The sequence below is a fragment of the Pedobacter chinensis genome (assembly GCF_003339865.1).
Taxonomy (GTDB): domain Bacteria; phylum Bacteroidota; class Bacteroidia; order Sphingobacteriales; family Sphingobacteriaceae; genus Pedobacter; species Pedobacter chinensis.
In genome coordinates this window covers 124390-144496 of sequence record NZ_QPKV01000010.1, presented here as the reverse complement: position 1 = coordinate 144496, position 20107 = coordinate 124390, and the positions used below count along the sequence as shown (strand labels likewise).

Here is a 20107-nt window from a genome sequence, read left to right as displayed (position 1 = left end):
TCTAATTATTTTTTTAACTTATTTAGTGCTTCCCAACGCGGGTCGCTTGTTTGTTCGTTTTCTTCTGCTTGCTTATCGATAGAGAGTTGTTCTAAACGATCAATCATTTCCTGATCGCAATCTTTATCTGCTTGCCCGCAGTTTTTAATGTAAGGTACTGCCACATTAATTATTTCATATAAAGATGCCGATATATCAATCTCAGTATCTTTACGGCTTAATGTAATGATTTCCTCATCATCGCTTTCCAGCTCATCTTCTGCAAATTTTACAATCTGCCTTTCGTACAGATTTACCGGATAAGCAAATTCCGATAAACATTTATCGCAATCTAAATTTACTGTTCCAATAACTTTAAATCTTAAAAGCAACATGGTCTCTTGTTTCTCAAGTTCCAGGTCTACTTTTAATTTACCGCTTTTAATTAATGAATACTCAAATGCGTTAAAAAAACGATCATCAAGCTCATAATCAAAGTGATGAACTCCCAATTTTAATCCGGTAAACGGTATAGAAAATTGTTTTAATGGCTTCAAAGTACTGTAAAATTTTAGCCTGCAAATGTAGGGATAAAATAATTAGATAAAAAATGTTTTTTAAAAATTGTTGCTGTTAGGGGAGCAGGTTTTCAGAATGTTAGTCTGAATCCTATTTTTTTGAAAACCAGTTTCCATTGCTTTTCGGTTCTAAAGTTCTGCTTTTATATCGTTATACGGTATTACTTAAATGATAATGAATTTTCACAATAAAATGTTTCTCTTGCATCCTCATTACAATCGAGAACGATTTCGTTAATTAATTGCCAAAACCATTTCCTTGTTATTTCTGCTCCACTCGCTCCAGGAGCCAACATAAAGTTTAGGAACCGGTAATCCTGCATAATCCATAGCTAAAAGTGTATGACAAGCTGTAATGCCTGAACCGCAATGAATAATAATATTATCCGGTTCAATGGAAGCGAAGGCCTGAGTATATTTTTCTTTTAAAATTTCAGGTGCTAAAAATGAACCATTTTCATCCAGGTTTTCGGTAAAAGGTATATTGATAGCGCCGGGTATATGACCGGCAATCGTATCTATTGGCTCCGTTAAACCTGCAAAACGATTTGCATCGCGAACATCAACCACAATGTGATCATCTGTTTTTGCTATTTTTTCTACTTCATCAATATTTGATAAAGGTAAATTCCAGGCTTTGATTTCATATTTATCAACAGATTTTGGAATTTCAACTTTGTTCGTTGTTGGGAAGCCCGCTTTTATGGCCGCTTGAAATCCACCATCAATAACCTGAACTTTGTCATGCTCAATTGCTCTCAGCATCCACCAAAGCCTGGCCGCAGCATTGCTGCCATTTTTATCATCGTAAACAATAACATGGCTATTTTTTGTAATGCCCAGTTTCTGTAAAACATCAGCAAATTGATTGAAAGTTGGCAATGGATGTCGTCCACCTGCAGCAAAATCTCCAACATTCGCTAAATCTTCGTTTACATCAACGAAAAGCGCTCCCGCTAAATGTTGTTCATCGTACCGGGCTTTTGAGCCAGCACTGGCATCTACAATAACAATTTCATCATCCTGGTTTAACCAGGTTAAATCTTCTGGTTTTATAATTGGGCGTAATTTTGACATGGGATTTATCATTTTTAATACACTAAAGTCTTAATTTAAAATTAAGTTGATAGTACAATTTTAACTAAAATAAACCTGATAGAAGTGGAAATATTTTTTGTTGCACCAAAGCAGAAAGATTGCCACATCTTTCCTTAACGCAAGTACGATAAATGGGTGGAATAGTAGAAATTAAAAAATATTGCAACGAATAGCAGGGCTTTCAGAACCGATGAAATGCAGAACCTGCTTTACAAATAATTAATCACCTAAAAAATCTTTGGGCACTCAAGCTTTTACTTTCAGCCTTAATTCCCTCAACCTTTTACCTTATGAAGCGTCATCCTTAATATCGAACTGTGTTTCCACAACTTTTCCACCAGTACGCAATTGGTTGCTCAGCATTTCCTCTTGTTCTCTACGGTTTTTCACAATGTGAATAGCCGAGAACAATGCTTCTGTGAATGAAGTGGAATCGGCCAGATCCTTACCTGCAATATCGTAACCTGTGCCATGATCGGGAGAGGTACGAACAAAATTCAAGCCTGCAGTATAATTTACCCCATTATGGAAGGCCAGGGTTTTGAAAGGAATTAAACCCTGATCGTGGTACATGGCTAAAACAGCATCGAACTGTTTGTAGCTACCATTCCCAAAGAAACCATCAGCAGGATAAGGGCCAAAACATATAATGCCTTTATCATAGGCTTCCTGAATGGCAGGTGTAATAATTTCTGCCTCTTCTGTACCCAGTAAACCATTATCGCTGGCGTGAGGATTTAAGCCCAAAACGGCAATTTTTGGTTTCTCGATCCAAAAATCTTTTTTTAGGCTATCGTTGATCAGTTTTAATTTATTTACAATTTTATCTTTAGTGATGGCGCCAGGAACATCTTTAACCGGAATATGGCCAGTAACTACTCCAACGCGTAAATTCTCGCTGATCAAGAACATCAATACATCTTTGCTTCCACTTTTTTCCTGCAAATATTCAGTATGCCCCGGGAAAGCAAAAGTTTCTGATTGGATATTGTGCTTATTGATTGGAGCAGTGACCAAAGCATCAATATCGCCGCTCACTAAATCGGCTGTTGCTCTTTCTAACGATAAAAGCGCATATTTCCCGCCGGTTGCAGTTATTTGACCAAGTTCGATTTTCACATCTTCCTCCCAGCAATTGATCATATTTGCTCTTTTTAACTGTGCCTGATTGGCATGGCTAATTACATTAAAGCTAAAATCGCCAAGATTATTAGCTTTTCTGTGGAAAGATGAAACTTTTGTATGGCCATAAACAATTGGAGTGCAATAATTTAAAATAGCAGGATTGGATAATGTTTTGATGATTACCTCTAAACCTATTCCATTCACGTCGCCTATACTAATGCCAATTTTAAGTTTATTGCTCATAATTACCGGAAAATTTTTGTGCAAATTACTGATTTTCGTTTAAACACTTTAAAAAAAATGAAACCGCAAAGAACACTAAGTTATATGCAAAGGAATAATAAGCCTATCTTTGCTAATAATTTTATTTTTTAAAAGCCCCTTTAGGGGTTGGGGTATGAGTTTAGTAAAAGCGAAAAAACATTTAGGTCAACATTTTTTAACTGATAAAGGCATTGCCAATCGTATTGTAGAAAGTTTGGTTAACACCGATAAATACAATCAGGTATTGGAAGTTGGGCCTGGAATGGGAATTCTTTCTGATTTTTTACTGCAAAGGGACGATTTACAAACTTATCTGATTGATATTGACACGGAGTCGTTTCATTTTCTTAATGAAAAATACCCGCAATTAGGTGATCGTTTAATTAACGGCGACTTTTTGAAGCTTGATTTTGATTCGATTTTCCCTCATCAATTCGCGATTATTGGTAATTTTCCTTACAACATTTCATCTCAAATTTTATTTAAGATTTTAGATAACCGCAATAAAGTTGTAGAAATGGTGGGAATGTTTCAAAAAGAAGTGGCTCAACGGTGCGCTGCTCCATCAGGAAATAAGGAATACGGAATCTTGAGCGTTTTTCTTCAGGCCTATTATAAAATTGAATACCTTTTTACTGTTAAACCCGGAACATTTAATCCGCCGCCAAAGGTGCATTCTGCAGTTATTCGATTGACCAGAAACGAAGTAGAGGCATTGGATTGTGATGAAAAATTATTCTGGCGTGTGGTTAAAGCAGGCTTTAACCAGCGAAGAAAAACATTGAGAAACGCCTTATCTGCCGTTATGCCAAAAGATAAAATGGACAACCATATTTATTTTGAGAAAAGAGCAGAGCAGTTAACCGTTGAAGATTTTGTAGCACTTACGCAACATGTTAGTTCGTTGATGTAAGCGTTTCTCCTGCTTAGTTTAAGGATGATTCTACACTTCCTTCACTTCATACTGACTGAAGGTTTGTTCTAATCGCTTTTTAATCTTTGAGATCAATAATCTTGGTGAAAGCACTTTAACGCATTCTCCAAAACCCAAAATTTCACGTTCCAGTTCATAGTTTAAAACCACATCTATTCTAAAGGTTGTTGTTTTCTCGTTTTTGTTCAATATTATCTGCGATTGATGTAAAGGCTTGGTCACTATGTAAGGAGCATGGTCGTTAGTAAATTCCAGAATCACTTTTTGTGCCCGGTCTCTTTCATTTTTTGTTACACCAATTAAATCATCATAATACCGCTCAAAATCTATGCCCTGATAGCCCACAAACGCTTCATTTGGCAGTTCTTGAAATTCTACAATCCGATCTAAAGCCAGGTTTAAAATCCCGGGGCGTTTTTTTGCCTTGCAAATTAAAAACCATCGGTTTCTGTATTCCTTTAATAAATATGGATAGTAAATCCCCTGCTGAGCTTGCTGTGCTTTGAAAGATTTATATTCAATTAACAGTGACCGTTTATTTAAGACCGCCTGATATAACGATGGAATACATTCTAAACCCTTAACTAATTTATTGCTTTCCAACTGAATCTTATTACCGCTTTGCTTAGTCGATTTGTAAAGGTTATTCTCTAAACGAGCAATCATATCGCTCATCTCATCAAAATAATTAAAGGCATTAAACTGTTTAAGTACACCCACAATTTCTTTCATTTTATCTACATCAGCATTATTGATTGGTACTCTTGTAATACTAAAATTTGGATCATCATAAGCATAAAAGCGTTTATCTTTTACTACAATTGGTGCATTGTAGCCTAGCTTATCGCTTCGCATCAATTGAATATCGGCCTGGATGGTTCTTTTACTTACGCCAGAAGTAATTCCCTCCAGCTCATAAAGTGTTGCTGAAACCTTTTCGATAATATCTTCCAGCGTCCATTTGCGAAATCGATTTTTCAGGCAATCATCAATGGTTTTGTATCGGATAAGTGCCAATTTATTTACAGCCATTCTCAGTGAGTTTAGTTTTCTGCTAAAATTCTGTTGATTTAGCTTAGTTTAAAGATATAAAAGTCTTTTACATCTACGCAATACAATTGCACAATTGAAACCAAAACTGATTAAAGCCTAAGCAAAACAAATTTTATTGAATTAAAAATCAACTAATTAGCCATTACCTAGATAATTAATTTTTGCTACGCAAATCTGTCGCGTAGTACGGGTGGCATCTTTGTAATGTCGCCAGTCGATAAAGTTCTTTGAGAAACAATAACAAGATTATTTTGGAATAACCTATTCGTTGTTCATTTAAGCTCATTGTCGTGTTGAACTTGTTTCAGCATCTTAATAGCCTTAAAGACCCTTAAATAACTTCAGGGTAACGATAACCCTAAACGACAGTATAATTCTGGAATTATCAAAAAATCATTATAAAGAAATCCCGAAAGGGATGGCAGTACTAAAATAATGACTATCCAAAGTTGTGGGTTTCAGAATAGCCCCAAAGTATTCATGCAGTTGCATTGAATATTCTGATAGAAATTATGATAGAGTGTCTAAACAAGTTGTGTGTCGTGGGTTCGAATCCCACTTCCGATCAAGACCGGAATAATTCAGGGGTAGAATAACAACCAAATCATGCAGGTTCGAATCCTGCTTCCAACCATCACTTGGAATAGCAAAATGGTAATGCAATGGATTTAGTTTCCATCTAAAAAGAAGAGATACTTCAAATTTCTCAAAAACCAGCGTTGTGAAACAGCATTTGGCTTAAGGATTTTTCGAAACCCAAAAAGCGAATTTGTGCTTTGCTCAGCAAGTATTAGTAAACAAAGAGAAAATTAAAAATCAAATGAGTGAACTCGAAAGGGCAAATACTTTAAAGTGTTTAAACCTGATTAGACAAATCTGATTTCATTTTTAAACATGGCTTAATAAGCTTTTACTTCCGCAAAGAACGGATAAATGTTCTTCCACAACGTTTTTAAAAAGAAAAATAACAGAAATAAATTTTAACATCAAAAAACATGAAAAGAGTAACCATTAACACCAATTATGTTGGATTGGTGTTTAAAAAAGGAAAATTAAAAAGAGTTTTAACAGCAGGAACTTATTGGTTAGGTTTTGGCGATAATGTGGCTTTATACGACATGAGCAAGGAGTATTTTTATACCGTTGCCGAACTGGATATTTTGTTGGAAAACGAAGATTTTGTGAATTTAATTCACTTAGTAAATGTTGCGGATAATGAGTTGGTTTTGGTTTATCAAAACAACAACTTCAAGAACGTTTTAACTGCTGGCAGACATGCCATCTGGAAAGGTTTGTCGGAATATAACTTCATTAAGGTTGATACCAGCAACATCTTCATTGATGAAACGATTGATAAAAACTTGTTGGAGAAAGCACCATTATTAAACTTCATCCGAGCTTACAAAGTAGAATCTTTCGAAAAAGCTTTATTATTTACCAACGGTAGGTTTGAAAATTTATTAGATGCCGGAACCTATGTTTATTGGAAAAACAGTACGACAATTCAAGTTTTAAAAACCGATATAAGACAATTAAACATGGAGATTATCGGACAAGAAATTTTAACAAAAGATAAAGCACAATTGCGGGTAAACTTTAGTATTCAATACAAAGTTAACGATATTATCAAAGCATTATTGGAGAATAAGGAATTTGAGAAACAATTGTACATCACCATGCAATTGGCATTAAGAGAGAGTATTGGTTTAATGACTTTTGATGAGTTGATGGAAAGCAAAGAAAAAATTACTGAAATGGTAATGAGTTTAACCTTGGATAAAGTTGAAAACCTGGGTGTAAAATTAATGAACTGTGGTGTTAAAGATATTGTTTTACCAGGAGATGTTAAGGAAATTATGAATCAGGTTTTGGTTGCCGAAAAAAGAGCTCAAGCCAATATTATTACACGGAGAGAGGAAACAGCATCGACCAGAAGTTTGTTGAACACTGCCAAATTAATGGAAGACAACAGCATGTTGTATAAATTAAAAGAGATGGAATATGTTGAGAAAATTGCAGAAAAAATCAATAACATCAGCTTATCGGGCAGCGGACAAATTGTAGATCAATTGAAACAAATCTTCGTAAAATAAATTAAATTTAGAAACCCCTCGGCTAGGTGCATGATGCCTGCCGAGGATAAGTTAAAGTAAAATGAAAAACAACATTACAGGAAAAGATCTGATAGAAATAGGTTATTCGGAAGGAAAGATATTAGGCCTGGCATTGGATATCCTGAAAGATCATTTCGCAGATATTGAAGAAAAAGAGCTATTGGCTTTATTTAAGAAGGTAAAAGATTATCCAGAAAGTTTTTTGGACGATGAAGTGTTAAGCACATTGGCAGCAGCTTTAATAAATGACGCCAATCCAAAATCTGACGGCACAATCAAGTTGAAGGAAAACGCTAAAGCTTACATCACTTTTGGAGCCGATTATATTGAAGAGGGTGCCAGAAACCAAATGGATATTGCCATGAAATTGCCGGTTTCGGTGGCAGGAGCTTTAATGCCAGACGCGCATCAGGGTTATGGGTTACCTATTGGTGGTGTTTTAGCGACTAGAAATGCGATTATTCCTTATGGTGTTGGTGTTGATATTGGTTGTCGAATGGCCTTAAGTATTTTCGACATTCCGGAGAAACACTACTTTGGAAAAGATGCAATGTACAAACGCGAATTAATTGCTTTTACCAAGTTTGGTGCTGGTCAAAATTTTAAAGGGAGTGAAAAGGCAGATCATGAGGTTTTAGAAAACGACGCTTTCAATTCAACACCTTTCCTTAAAAGCTTACATGGAAAAGCCTGGGCGCAATTGGGTACTTCAGGCGGTGGAAATCATTTTGTAGAGTGGGGAATTATAGATTTCGCAACGCGGGATGAAATTTTAAATATTGATAAAGGCCGTTACGTGGCTTTGTTAACACATTCAGGTTCACGCGGATTTGGCGCTACCATTGCAGGGCATTATACCAAACTGGCGAAAGAGATTTGTAAGCTCCCGAAAGAGGCTTTGAATTTGGCCTATCTGGATTTAAACTCTGCTGAAGGACAGGAATACTGGATTGCCATGAATTTAGCTGGCGATTATGCTTCTGCTTGCCATGAGGTTATTCATAAACGATTAACCAAAGCGATTGGTGCAAAGGTTTTAGCCAAAGTAGAAAACCATCATAACTTTGCCTGGAAAGAAATGCTTAATGGCGAAGAGGTAATTGTTCATCGTAAAGGTGCAACACCTGCAGGAAAAGGTGTGATGGGGATTATACCAGGAAGTATGACTGCTCCAGGATTCTTGGTCAGAGGAAAAGGAGAAACAAGTGCAATCAATTCGGCATCACATGGTGCAGGCCGACAAATGAGCCGTACTAAAGCCATTCAAAGCATTACACGTTCAGAAATGAAAGCCATTTTGAAAGACCACAACGTGACCCTGATCGGCGCTGGTTTAGATGAAGCGCCAATGGCTTATAAAGATATTAATAAAGTAATGGCTGCTCAAACTGAATTGGTTGATGTTATAGCTAAGTTTGAACCGAAAATGGTTCGAATGGCCGATGATGGAAGTCGGGAGGATTAGAATGCATAAATTTATTATCCTTTCAGAATTAATTTTGTAGAGGGGATTTTATATGTAAACTATAATTAGCTAGAAAAACATTGGTTCTTGTCTGTTATCCCAAAAGAAAAGAACTTCTATTTTATCAGCTTTAACCTCATAAAAGACAGAAGATAGTTTTTTTATTAATCCTTGTCGGATATTAGGGTCAAATTCGGTTTCTTTATAAAGAAAAGGCGAATTACTAATTAGCTCTAAAGTTTTGATTGTATTCTTTTTAAAATCATTTAGCGCTTTATCTCCCAGTCGCTCTTGTATTTGGGTACAAATCAATTCAAAAGTTGTATATGCTGTTTCTGATATTATTACAGGCAAGCTCATCAAATAGTTGAAATTTTTTCTTTAAATTCTTCTAAAGAATAGCTTCTGCCTGCTTTGATGTCATCTTGCCCTTTTTTTATTCCTGATACAACGTGTGCTGGTAAAGAACTATTTTTTTTTATTTCATAAGGAACTTCTAAAGCCTCAAGAAATGCCCTTAATGCTTTTTCTTGCATTTTATCGGGATGTACAAGGTAAGTTTCCATATTGATTTGATTTTAAACTAATATACAAATTTATGGATTATTAAATAATAATGTCTAAAATATTGTAAGGGTTTAGAATAATTAAATTAAAAATAAAACCCTCTTCAAATTAATTTTTGAAGAGGGTTTTATGCGTTTTGCAGTGACCTAGCTGCACAACCTTAAGTTAAATAAACCTGATTAAACGTAAATACTTTTTGTTCTATTTTTTCAACAGGTTTAGGATGACATTAACAAAAAGATTGTAGTGAAAGCAGGACTGAAATAACCGATTATCAATGCAATTGCTTTCCAAGAAAAATATTAATCAAAAAAATATTAATTATTTCAACTTGCTCAAAGCAGTTTTAATTCTCGGCAAAAGAGCTTTTATATCCTGCAACGTGCAAGCACCAACCGATGCCCTGAACCAAGGCATGCTATGTTCGTTTCCGAAAGCGGAGAATGGCACTAATGCTGCTCCAGCTTCTTTAATTAAATAGAAATTCACATCTGCACTATCTTTTAAAAGCTGACCATCTTCGGTAGTTTTACCGATGTAATCGATTTTAATGGTTAAGTAAATGGCGCCCATTGGCTCAACCGCATCAACATTAAAACCTTCGCTTTTCAACTCGTTGAAGCCGTTGTACAAAGCATTTAAACTATCCTGGATTTGACCTTTAAAACGGGTTAAGAAAGCATCAACCTGAGCTTTATCATTAAAGTAATTAGACATGGCAACCTGCTCGGCTTTCGGTGCCCATGCACCCATGTGGCCAACCAAAGCTTTCATTCTGGTTATAATATCTTCAGGACCAAAACCCCAGCCTACACGCACTCCAGTTGCAGCCAGGCACTTCGAGCTGCCATCTACAAAAACGGTAAACTCACGCATCGCCGGACGTAATGAAACCGGATTTACGTGTTCCTTACCGAAAGTTAGAAGTGAATAAATCTGGTCATACATTAAATACAGTGGTTTTTCATCCGCACTGCGCGAAGCATTTTCCTCCAAAATCACATCGCAGATTTCCGTTAAAGAGTCAGCATCGAACATGGTTCCTGTTGGATTCAATGGCGAGCACAAGGCCAGTAAAGTTGCACCTTTTAAATGTGGCTTTAACTGAGCAGCTGTTGGCATGAAATTATGCGCTGCATCGGTTTCAACAGCGATAGCTTTTGCAGAAGTTAAATGGCAATAGTGATTGTTATTCCAGGATGGTGCAGGAAAAACAACGGTATCGCCCGGATCAATTAACGCTAAATAGGTAGCATAAATTAATGGGCGGGAACCGCCAGAAACCAAGATGCTATTGGTGCTGTATTCCAAACCGAATCTATCTTTCAATAATTCAGAAACGGTTTCCCTAAGTGGTAAAACACCATCTGCAGGCGGATAATTGGTTTGATTAGCGTTGTAAGCATCTACAATTCCTGCTTTTAATTCTGTTGGGATTGGATAGATGTTCGCGTCGAAATCACCGATGGTTAAGTTAGCGATTGATGCGCCTTTGCGTTTCATTTCGTTAACCTCGTTACCAATTTTTATAATTTCTGAACCAATTAATGAACTGGCTAGTACTGAAACTTTCATACTTGTATATTGAATGCTGATGTCAGCAAATTTATAATGCTTTAATTATCTTTTGAAGTTCTTTTTTATCGATATTACGCTCTTCAGATTTGTCATAAAGGGTTAACATATTGACGATTGTCCCACTAGGAGTATCTGAAATTAAATAAGTTATTATTCTAAATCCACCGCTTTTACCTTTTCCTTTGCTTTTTACAGCTAATCTAATTTTATAAAGACCTGCGCCTAAATCAATCCCTTGCTCGGGATTTTCCAGAAGCTTTTCTTCCAGTTCGTAAAGGTCGTTCATTAAAGAAAGGTATTTCTTTTTATAGATTTTTGCTTTTTTGATAAAGACAGCAGAATAAATAACACTATTGCCCATTAAATATCCTTTAAGCTCAACGGCTTGCGCTTGCCTTGCTGCATCTCTTTAATTTCCTTTAAAGCTTGTGCAATTTCTGAAGTAATTTGACTTGTTGGCTCTACTTTAACTTTAGCACCAATCTTGCTAAGAAATTCCTTTACGAATCCAGCATCTTTATCCTTAATTTCTATTGTTAAAGTTATCATAATTACAAAATTAGCAAAATTATTTAATCAAATCTTCTATGGCTTTATTCACTTTACCGAAACCAAACTGCGACAAAACACTCTGCATTGCCACCGAAATCTGCTCATTACAAAGGTTGCCAATGCTGCCCTCGTGTGTATGATGTATTTGGCTCGATGGTGCAAAAGTACCATTTTCAATCTGTTCGCCAACTATTTTATAAGCCTCTCTAAAAGGGATACCTTGCAGGGCCAAATCGTTAACCACTTCTACACTAAATAAGTAATCGTACTTCCTATCTTTTAAAATATCATCCTTAATGGTAATGTTCCGGAACATAAAAGTCGCGATTTCAAGGCATTCATTAAGCGAAGTAATTGCCGGGAAAAGATTTTCCTTTAACAATTGCAAATCGCGGTGGTATCCGGATGGAAGATTAGTAATCATCATCGCAATTTCATTTGGCAAGGCCTGAATTTTGTTGCAGCGCGAACGAATTAACTCAAAAACATCAGGGTTTTTCTTGTGCGGCATAATGCTCGAACCTGTGGTTAATTCGGCTGGAAAGCTGATAAAACCGAAATTCTGATTGATGAACAAACAAACATCCATCGCCATTTTAGCCAGGGTTGCTGCAACTGCACTCATGGCCTGCGCTAAAATTCTTTCCGTTTTGCCACGGCCCATTTGCGCATAAACCACGTTATAGTTTAAGCTTTCAAACCCTAATAATTCTGTAGTTAAAGTTCTGTTTAAGGGGAACGATGAACCATAACCTGCTGCAGAGCCCAATGGATTTTTATTCGTGATTTTCCAGGCGGCGAGCATCAGTTCCATATCATCGGCAAGGCTTTCGGCATAAGCACCAAACCATAAACCAAAAGATGATGGCATTGCAATCTGCAAATGCGTATAGCCTGGCATCAATTTATCTGCATGGGTATTGCTCAATTCAATCAGTTGGTTAAACAACGTTGAAGTTTGATGAACCATATCTTCAATACAAGCACGAAAGAATAGTTTTAAATCAACCAGAACCTGATCGTTACGTGAACGGCCACTGTGGATTTTTTTACCCGCCTCACCTATACGTTGAGTAAGCAACCACTCTACCTGCGAGTGTACATCTTCCACCGTATCTTCTATGATGAAGTTTCCGGCTTCAATCTCAGCATAAATATTTTTAAGTTCCTGCTGAATGGTTTTTAACTCATCAGCAGTGAGCAAATTAATGGTTTCTAACATTTGTGTATGCGCCAAAGAGCCCAAAACATCAAATTTTGCCATTTGTAAATCCAGTTCCCGGTCTTTACCAACAGTAAAGCTTTCTACGAATTTATTTACATCTATATTTTTTTGCCAAATCTTCATTTTAAATTTATTTAACCGCAAAGCGCACTAAGTTTTTCGCAAAGCTCCCAAAGCTAATCAATCATTTTTACCACAGAGTGCAGCGAGTTTTCACAGAGAACACCAAGTTTTTTTAAACCATTTAAGAAGTACAAGGGCATTTAAGTTAGGCATCCAAACCTTATGTCCTCGGCTTCAAAACCCTTAACCTTGAATAACCGGTTTCAGCATGTTCACATATCCCTCTACACCTTCGGCCACTTCCCGAACGTATAAAAACTCATCGGCCATGTGTGAACGGCCAGAAAAACCAGGGCCACATTTTACCGATGGGATATCTAATAATGCCTGATCTGATGTTGTTGGCGAACCATAAGTTGTTTTTCCAAGTGCAACACCAGCCTGAACTACCGGATGATTTTTATCAATTGACGAAGGTTTTAACCGGATAGAACGTGGGGTAACATCACAATCCACATTCGCACGGATAATCTCTAAAACCTCTTCGTTAGTGTAAGCATCTGTAACGCGAACATCAACTGTAAAAGTGCAATTTGCCGGCACTACATTATGCTGAGAACCCGCATTGATAATCGTAACCGTCATTTTCAGCGATCCAAAAACTTCTGATACTTTTGGAAACTGATAATTTCTGAACCATTCAATGTCTTTCAAAGCCTTGTAAATCGCATTTTCTCCTTCTTCCCTGGCCGCATGACCCGCTTTTCCGTGAGATACACAATCCAGCACCAATAAACCACGCTCTGCAATAGCCAAATTCATTTCGGTTGGCTCGCCAACAATTCCGAATTCCAGTTCGCCTAAATCCGGAAGAACCAGTTCCAGTCCATTGTTTCCAGAAATTTCTTCTTCAGCTGTAGCTGCCAGGCAGATATTATATTTTAAATGCTCTTGTTCGTAATAATATAAAAACGTTCCGATTAACGAAACCAGGCAACCGCCTGCATCATTACTGCCCAAGCCAAATAATTTATCGCCTTCAATTGCGGCATCGTACGGGTCGCGGGTATAACCTGAATTTGGTTTAACCGTATCGTGATGCGAGTTCAATAAAACGGTTGGCTTACCCGCATCGAAATGCTTGTTGTATGCCCAAACATTATTCATTTTACGCTGGGTTTTAATTCCCCTCTCCTCCAAAAACTGAGCGATTAAATTCGCCGTTCTGTCTTCTTCTTTACTAAAAGACTGAATACGAATTAATTGCCGCAATAAATCCAGACTTTCTTTTTGTATATTTTCTAATAACATAGTAGCAAGTATTTAGTATCAAGTATCAAGATGTGGAGCCCTAACCCTACACCTTTAACCTTATACCTTTAACCTTCTTTAGTGTATAAATTTCCCGCTTTTAAGGCAGAAAGTTTAATGCCTTTTATTAACGATGAGCTAAAACCATTGTGTTCCATTTCGTTTAAACCAGCAATTGTACAACCTTTCGGCGAAGTTACTTTATCTATTTCTGATTCAGGGTGTGTGCCGTGTAATAAAAGTAAATCAGCTGCCCCTTTTGCCGTTTGAACCGCCATTTTCAACGCTTCATCAGCATGGAAACCAATTTCCACACCACCTTGCGATGCCGCCCTGATGGCCCTTAAAAAGAAGGCAATGCCACAAGCACAAAGCGCAGTTGCCGAAGTCATTAAATCTTCGTTTATTTTAACCACCGAACCAACAGTTTCAAACATTTTGGTTACCTCTGCAATATTTTCTGCTGATGCATTATCGCTCGCCATACAAGTCATCGACTGACCGATTGCAATTGCAGTATTTGGCATCACACGAATAACCTCTACCTCATTACCTAATTTCTCGCGAACCGCAGCGCAACTTACACCAGAAATTACTGAAATAACCAAATGTTTAGCCGGATTAACTGATGAATTAATTTCGTCTAAAACCATATTTAGCTGCTGAGGGAGCACCGCCAAAATTACAACGTCAGCATTGGCAACCGCCTGCTTGTTATTGTTGCTTATTAAAAATCCGGCTTCAGCGAAAGATTTTAGGTGGTCGATATTTCTACGAGTAAGCGTAATGTCGCCAGCTTTAGCAAAATCGGCTTTTACTAACCCTTTTGCCAATGATAAACCGATATTTCCACTTCCTATTATGGCTATTTTTTTCATTTTTAAATGATTGCACCGATGAAAAAGATTACACCGATATTAGTTTAATATTATTAGAAAACAGTTTCAGCAAATCTATTTATGTTTCAGTTCTGCTATTCACTTCAATCTTTTTAATCTCTGCCATATTGAAGAACGAAGTGTCTGTTTCATCGCTTGCAGATTCTTCGTGCCACAGAATGACAGCTTATTCAGTCAGGGTTGCTGCTAGGTTTGAGTAGCGATAGTTGTAAGATTGCTTCGTGTCTCGCAATTGCCGATACATCGTCAACCTTTCTCCTTCGCTTTTTATCCCTACTTCAACATTTTTGTTCCAAAAGTTTCTTCAGCAAGTTCTGCCAACTCATCGGCCTTGCCAATATAAACTGCAGAAACCCCTTTTTTAATTGCCTCAAAAGCATTATGCAATTTAGGAATCATTCCGCCCTGTACGGTCCCATCAGCCTTTAAGCTTTCAAATTCATTTGCTTTGATTTCTCTAACCACAGAATTATCGTCGTTTACATCCTTCAATACACCTTTTTTCTCAAAGCAATATACTAAACGCGTTTCGTATAATGATGACATTGCCACTGCAACTGATGATGCAATTGTATCGGCATTGGTATTTAAAAGCTGAGTTTCGCCATCATGTGTAATTGCACATAAAACCGGAACCAATCCTGCTTTTAGCAACCGATCCAAAGTTTCTGCAGAAACAGAATTTTCATCTAAATCGCCAACAAAGCCATAATCAATTTCCTTTACAGGGCGTTTTTTAGCTTTAATAATATTGCCATCGGCTCCTGTTAAACCAATCGCATTGCTACCTTTAGCCTGTAATTGCGCTACCATGTTTTTATTAATCAAACCCGCATAAACCATGGTCACAATGCGCAAAGTTTCAATATCCGTAATGCGACGTCCTTCAACCATTTTTGCTTCAATTCCTAAGCTTTCTCCAAGTTCGGTTGCAATTTTACCACCGCCATGAACCAGAATTTTATCGCCAGGTAATGCTGTAAAATCCAGCAAAAACTGATGTAAGTTTTCAGAGTTGTCAATTACATTTCCGCCGATTTTTATGATGGTAAGTTGCTTCATATCTAAGTAAGTTAGTTCGTCATTGCGAGGCACGAAGCAATCCTAAAGCAAAAGATTACAATCCATAGTTGTAAGATTGCTTCGTGCCTCGCAACGACGGATTCTTTATTTTAATTCTTCCAACATTGCTTTAATCACGGCTTGCGCAGCCCACAAGCGATTGCCCGCTTCATGGATCACTAACGAATTCGGTCCATCCAGAATCTCAGAAGACAATTCCAAATCGCGACGCACAGGCAAACAGTGCATTACCTTTGCATCATTTGTGAATTTCAGCTTTTCGTTATTCATCATCCAACCATCCGGATAAGTTAAAACCTTTCCGTATTCCTTATAGCTACTCCAGTTTTTTACATAAACGTAATCAGCGCCAGCCAATGCTTCTTCTATATTATATTGAATATCTGCACCAGGTGTAAATTCTTCAGCAAGTTCGTACCCCTCAGGTTGAGCGATTGTAAAATCAATCATTCCTTCCGCTTGTGCTTTACACATCCATTCTGCAAAAGAGTTTGGTACGGCTTGCGGCAATGCCTTAACATGCGGTGCCCAGGCCAAAACAACCTTTGGTTTAACATTCGCACCAACCTTTAGTGGATTCCAGGTTTCGTGAATGGTAATAATATCAGCAAAACTCTGTAAAGGATGGCGTGTTGCGCTTTCTAAGCTTACCACCGGAACAGCGCAATATTTTACAAATTTGTTAAAAAAATCTTCACTGTAATCTTCCTCTCGGTTATTCAATTTTGGGAATGAACGTAAACCAAGAATATCGCAGTATTGCCCCATAACCGCAGCTGCTTCACGAATATGCTCTACTGTTGAGCCGTTCATGACTACACCATCCTGCGTTTCTAAAGCCCAGCCTTCTTTATCAAGGTTCATAACCATCACATTCATACCTAAGTTTAAAGCCGCCTTTTGCGTACTTAAACGGGTACGCAAACTCGGGTTCATAAAAACCAACCCTAAGGTTTTGTTTTTACCCAAACTTTGGTGCGCGTATGGATTCGCCTTTAATTCAAGGGCATCTTTTACAAATTGTTTGATGCTTGGAACATCGTGTACGGAAGTGAAAAGTTTCATTTTTTTTAAGGTGTAGGGTTTAAGGTGTAGGGTTTAAGGTTTTCCCCCTCCACCTGTTCTTAAAAATTTCAAAAAAGAAATCAGCATTGCGCTAACTTCGTTAATTGATTGGTTTACTTCTTATATTCTTCGCTTATATACTTCAATTCTGAAGCACATAAGTAACAATAATCTATTTCATTTGTCGAACCTAAGCAGCATCTAGAAAATGTGCAAAATCTTTCTGTAAATCTACCACATCCTTCAACAATATTTAGGGGAATTGACAATGATGCTCTGGTTAATTGCGACGTTAGTTCAAATCTTTCTTCTTTTGGAATTTTGTTGCAATTTCTTTCTTAATGAACATATTAAGTTCGTAAGCTTTTTTCCATACGTCAAGTCTTTTATAGTCTCCCATAACCTTACACCTTATACCCTACACCTTTAACCGCTTTCTCAAAAGCACTTAAAAACTCATCAGCATGTGCTTTAGTTAAATTCAAGGCTGGCAGCAAACGGATTACATTTGGTTTTGCTTCGCCGGTAAAAATATGGTGTGTAAACAGTAAATCTTTTTTAACATGAGCCAACGTTGCGGGCAACTCAATACCAATCATTAATCCACGGCCACGAACTTCAACCACTTGTTCAAATTTCTTTAATTCAGTGATTAAATAGTTCCCAATTTCTTCAGCGTTTTTCATTAATTTATCTTTTTCCATCACTTCAAGAACAGCCAATGCTGCGGCACAGGCCAAATGGTTTCCGCCGAAAGTTGTGCCCAATTCGCCATGCCAAGGTTTAAATTTAGGTGCAATCGAAATACCTGCTACCGGAAATCCATTGCCCATTCCTTTTGCCATGGTGTAAACATCGGCTTCAACACCAGAATAATCATGTGAATAAAACAATCCTGTTCTACCATATCCACATTGAACAGAATCAGCAATATAAACTGCATTATATTCATCACAAAGTGAACGGATTTTTTGTAAGAAACTTTTTGAAGCTTCTTTAATGCCGCCTACTCCTTGAATACCTTCGATAATTACCGCACAGATTTCATCGCCTTGTGCTTTGAAGGTCTCTTCTAGGGCTACCTCGTTATTATGTGGCAGGAAAATTACATTTTCTGTTTGATTAACCGGTGCCACAATTTTAGGATTATCGGTTACAGCAACTGCTAAAGATGTTCGTCCGTGGAAAGCACCGGTAAAAGCAATTACTTTTTTTCTTCCATTATAAAACGATGCCAGTTTTAAAGCATTTTCATTTGCTTCGGCACCAGAGTTACACAAGAATAATTGAAAATCTTTTTTACCGGAAACTTCGCCCAGTTTCTCGGCAAGCTGAACTTGTAAGGGAATTTTAACTGAATTTGAGTAGAAACCTACTTTGTTCAATTGGTCAGTTAAGCGACTCACATAATGCGGATTGGTGTGACCAATCGAAATCACAGCATGGCCGCCGTATAAATCTAAATATTTTTGTTCATTAGCATCCCAAACATTGCTGCCCGTTGCTTTTGTTATTTCTATATCATTAAGAGGATAAACGTCGAATAGGTTCATATTTTTTAAGGTTAAAGGTTGAGGGTTGAAAGGTAGAAGGCCCATAAAGGCTAACCTTTTCCCCTGCCCCTCAAAAATTTAATAAATGCGATTAACATCGCCTTAATTTTCATTAATGCTTTTATTTACAAGTTCATAAACTTCTAAACTGATATAAGCTAAATCGCGAATAAGAATAAAAGCATATTCTACTTCTTTTGTAGAGCCAAGTGCATTATCAAGATAACTCACAAAATCCTTATCTGTATGTTTGTCACTTCCTTCTACAATATTTAAAGGAATTGAATAGGCGGCCCGCCGAATTTGCTGGGTTAAGGCAAACTTTTCCTCAATAGGCATTGCAGGCAGAATTTCCTTATATACTTGTAAAGTAAATAAGTGGGCTTTTTTCCAAATATCTAATTTTTGATAATCTCTCATACTTTAAAATTTTGCAGGTCTGCATCCAAACCTTCCTGCCCTCAACCTTCTTGCCCTCAACCTAAAAATAGGCCGATTTCAACTTCAGCCCTCCTGTTTCTTCCAAACCAAACATTAAGTTCATATTCTGAACGGCTTGTCCACTGGCGCCTTTAAGCAGATTATCAATAATGCTGATGATGAATAACTTGCCATTATGTTTCTCTACATGCACCAGTGCTTTGTTTGTATTGACAACCTGTTTTAAATCGATGTTTTTCCGGCTTACATGTGTAAAAGGATGAGCACTGTAATATTCTTCGTAAATAGTTTGTGCTTCTTCTAAAGTCAAATCACTTTCCAAATACATTGCGGCCAAAATACCTCTGGTAAATGCGCCACGTTGTGGGATGAAACTCAAGGCCTCAGATAGTGAAGGCTGCAATTGCAACAAACTTTCGCCAATCTCATTCAAATGTTGATGCTCGAAAGCCTTATAAATCGAAAGATTATTGTTCCTCCAGCTAAAGTGAGAAGTTGAAGATAAACTTTGTCCGGCGCCGGTTGAACCAGTTGTAGCATTGATGTGAACTTCACTACTAATTAAGCCTTTTTTAGCCAACGGCAATAAGCCCAATTGAATACAGGTTGCAAAACAACCTGGGTTAGCAATATTTTTAGCCGATTTAATTTTATCGCGGTTTAATTCAGGTAGTCCGTAAATGAAGTCTCGATTTTCAAATGAAGCGTTTGCAGCCAATCTGAAATCCTGAGATAAATCAATGATTTTGATGCTATCATTTACCAGATTGGCGGCTAGAAATTTTCTGGCATCGCCGTGTCCAACGCACAGGAAAAGCACATCGATATCCTGAGGAATATCGCTTACAAATTTTAAATCTGTATCGCCGATTAAATCCGTATGCACATCAGAAATCAAATTCCCTGCATTACTGGTGCTATTGACGAAAGCAATTTCAACATTTGGATGGTTAATCAGGATACGGAGCATTTCGCCACCTGTGTATCCGGCACCACCAATTATTCCTGCTTTAATTTTATTACCCATAATCTGTTATATCACTATAGGGATATGTAAAAAGTATAAATTCTAATATTTCCTTCGACAAGCTCAGGATGACACGCTAAAAAGATTGCTTCGTCGTTCCTCCTCGCAATGACGATGCGTTTAGAAACCTTCA

The 20107-nt window shown here is 37.3% G+C and carries 20 protein-coding genes and 1 pseudogene; 3 read left to right on the top strand and 18 right to left on the bottom strand.

Annotated features, from left to right (window positions below):
- Positions 1–5 precede the first annotated feature (5 nt).
- The 3 genes from DU508_RS20145 to pdxA form a co-directional block, all read right to left on the bottom strand.
- Entirely contained in the window at positions 6–536 is a 531-nt protein-coding gene (locus DU508_RS20145) for a YceD family protein (RefSeq protein ID WP_115404566.1), read from the bottom strand.
- A gap of 255 nt (positions 537–791) precedes the next feature.
- On the bottom strand, positions 792–1634 hold the full coding sequence (locus tag DU508_RS20140) for a sulfurtransferase (RefSeq protein ID WP_115404607.1): 843 nt from the start codon (positions 1632–1634) through the stop codon (positions 792–794).
- 309 nt (positions 1635–1943) lie between these two features.
- Positions 1944–3023, bottom strand: a complete 1080-nt coding sequence (gene pdxA / locus DU508_RS20135; protein WP_115404565.1) for a 4-hydroxythreonine-4-phosphate dehydrogenase PdxA — start codon at positions 3021–3023, stop codon at positions 1944–1946.
- A gap of 154 nt (positions 3024–3177) precedes the next feature.
- Between pdxA and rsmA the strand changes: the two genes are divergently transcribed.
- Positions 3178–3957 carry a 16S rRNA (adenine(1518)-N(6)/adenine(1519)-N(6))-dimethyltransferase RsmA gene (gene rsmA / locus DU508_RS20130; protein WP_115404564.1) on the top strand — a complete coding sequence of 260 codons (780 nt, stop codon included), beginning with the start codon at positions 3178–3180 and terminating at the stop codon, positions 3955–3957.
- A gap of 30 nt (positions 3958–3987) precedes the next feature.
- On the opposite strand, the gene DU508_RS20125 is transcribed toward rsmA, so the two are convergent.
- Positions 3988–5010 (bottom strand): helix-turn-helix transcriptional regulator, encoded by a 1023-nt coding sequence (locus DU508_RS20125; RefSeq protein WP_115404563.1) that lies wholly within the window; start codon positions 5008–5010, stop codon positions 3988–3990.
- 1016 nt (positions 5011–6026) lie between these two features.
- Here DU508_RS20125 and DU508_RS20120 point away from each other — a divergent pair.
- A complete protein-coding gene (locus DU508_RS20120; RefSeq protein ID WP_115404562.1) occupies positions 6027–7124 on the top strand; it encodes a slipin family protein in 1098 nt (365 codons plus the stop codon).
- Between the two features lie 61 nt (positions 7125–7185).
- Positions 7186–8610, top strand: coding sequence for an RtcB family protein (locus DU508_RS20115; protein WP_115404561.1), 1425 nt, complete (start codon positions 7186–7188; stop codon positions 8608–8610).
- A gap of 69 nt (positions 8611–8679) precedes the next feature.
- On the opposite strand, the gene DU508_RS20110 is transcribed toward DU508_RS20115, so the two are convergent.
- From DU508_RS20110 to argC, 14 genes and pseudogenes are all read right to left on the bottom strand, one after another.
- Positions 8680–8970 carry a type II toxin-antitoxin system RelE/ParE family toxin gene (locus DU508_RS20110; protein ID WP_115404560.1) on the bottom strand — a complete coding sequence of 97 codons (291 nt, stop codon included), beginning with the start codon at positions 8968–8970 and terminating at the stop codon, positions 8680–8682.
- Positions 8970–9176, bottom strand: coding sequence for a DUF2683 family protein (locus tag DU508_RS20105; protein ID WP_115404559.1), 207 nt, complete (start codon positions 9174–9176; stop codon positions 8970–8972). The genes DU508_RS20110 and DU508_RS20105 overlap by 1 nt, the downstream gene beginning before the upstream one ends.
- Positions 9177–9498: 322 nt before the next feature.
- A complete protein-coding gene (locus tag DU508_RS20100) occupies positions 9499–10752 on the bottom strand; it encodes a pyridoxal phosphate-dependent aminotransferase (RefSeq protein WP_115404558.1) in 1254 nt (417 codons plus the stop codon).
- A gap of 31 nt (positions 10753–10783) precedes the next feature.
- Complete coding sequence (locus DU508_RS20095; protein ID WP_115404557.1) at positions 10784–11116, bottom strand: type II toxin-antitoxin system RelE/ParE family toxin; 333 nt, start codon at positions 11114–11116, stop codon at positions 10784–10786.
- Positions 11116–11304, bottom strand: a complete 189-nt coding sequence (locus tag DU508_RS20090; protein ID WP_115404556.1) for a hypothetical protein — start codon at positions 11302–11304, stop codon at positions 11116–11118. Before DU508_RS20090 ends, DU508_RS20095 begins: the two co-directional genes overlap by 1 nt.
- A 19-nt stretch (positions 11305–11323) precedes the next feature.
- On the bottom strand, positions 11324–12655 hold the full coding sequence (argH, locus tag DU508_RS20085) for an argininosuccinate lyase (protein ID WP_115404555.1): 1332 nt from the start codon (positions 12653–12655) through the stop codon (positions 11324–11326).
- A 183-nt stretch (positions 12656–12838) separates the two neighbouring features.
- Positions 12839–13906 (bottom strand): M20 family metallo-hydrolase, encoded by a 1068-nt coding sequence (locus DU508_RS20080; protein ID WP_115404554.1) that lies wholly within the window; start codon positions 13904–13906, stop codon positions 12839–12841.
- A gap of 68 nt (positions 13907–13974) precedes the next feature.
- Positions 13975–14790 (bottom strand): annotated as a pseudogene (gene proC / locus DU508_RS20075) (pyrroline-5-carboxylate reductase); the annotation flags it as partial.
- Positions 14791–15078: 288 nt separating this feature from the next.
- Positions 15079–15867 (bottom strand): acetylglutamate kinase, encoded by a 789-nt coding sequence (gene argB / locus DU508_RS20070; protein ID WP_115404606.1) that lies wholly within the window; start codon positions 15865–15867, stop codon positions 15079–15081.
- A gap of 105 nt (positions 15868–15972) precedes the next feature.
- On the bottom strand, positions 15973–16953 hold the full coding sequence (locus tag DU508_RS20065; protein WP_115404552.1) for a Rossmann-fold NAD(P)-binding domain-containing protein: 981 nt from the start codon (positions 16951–16953) through the stop codon (positions 15973–15975).
- A 113-nt stretch (positions 16954–17066) separates the two neighbouring features.
- Positions 17067–17273: a four helix bundle protein gene (locus DU508_RS24370; RefSeq protein WP_115404551.1), complete on the bottom strand. Its 207-nt coding sequence runs from the start codon at positions 17271–17273 to the stop codon at positions 17067–17069.
- An 84-nt stretch (positions 17274–17357) separates the two neighbouring features.
- Positions 17358–18506 (bottom strand): aspartate aminotransferase family protein, encoded by a 1149-nt coding sequence (locus DU508_RS20055; protein WP_115404605.1) that lies wholly within the window; start codon positions 18504–18506, stop codon positions 17358–17360.
- Positions 18507–18608: 102 nt separating this feature from the next.
- Positions 18609–18926 (bottom strand): four helix bundle protein, encoded by a 318-nt coding sequence (locus tag DU508_RS20050; protein WP_233509688.1) that lies wholly within the window; start codon positions 18924–18926, stop codon positions 18609–18611.
- Positions 18927–18987: 61 nt separating this feature from the next.
- Entirely contained in the window at positions 18988–19974 is a 987-nt protein-coding gene (gene argC, locus DU508_RS20045) for an N-acetyl-gamma-glutamyl-phosphate reductase (RefSeq protein ID WP_115404550.1), read from the bottom strand.
- Positions 19975–20107 lie beyond the last annotated feature (133 nt).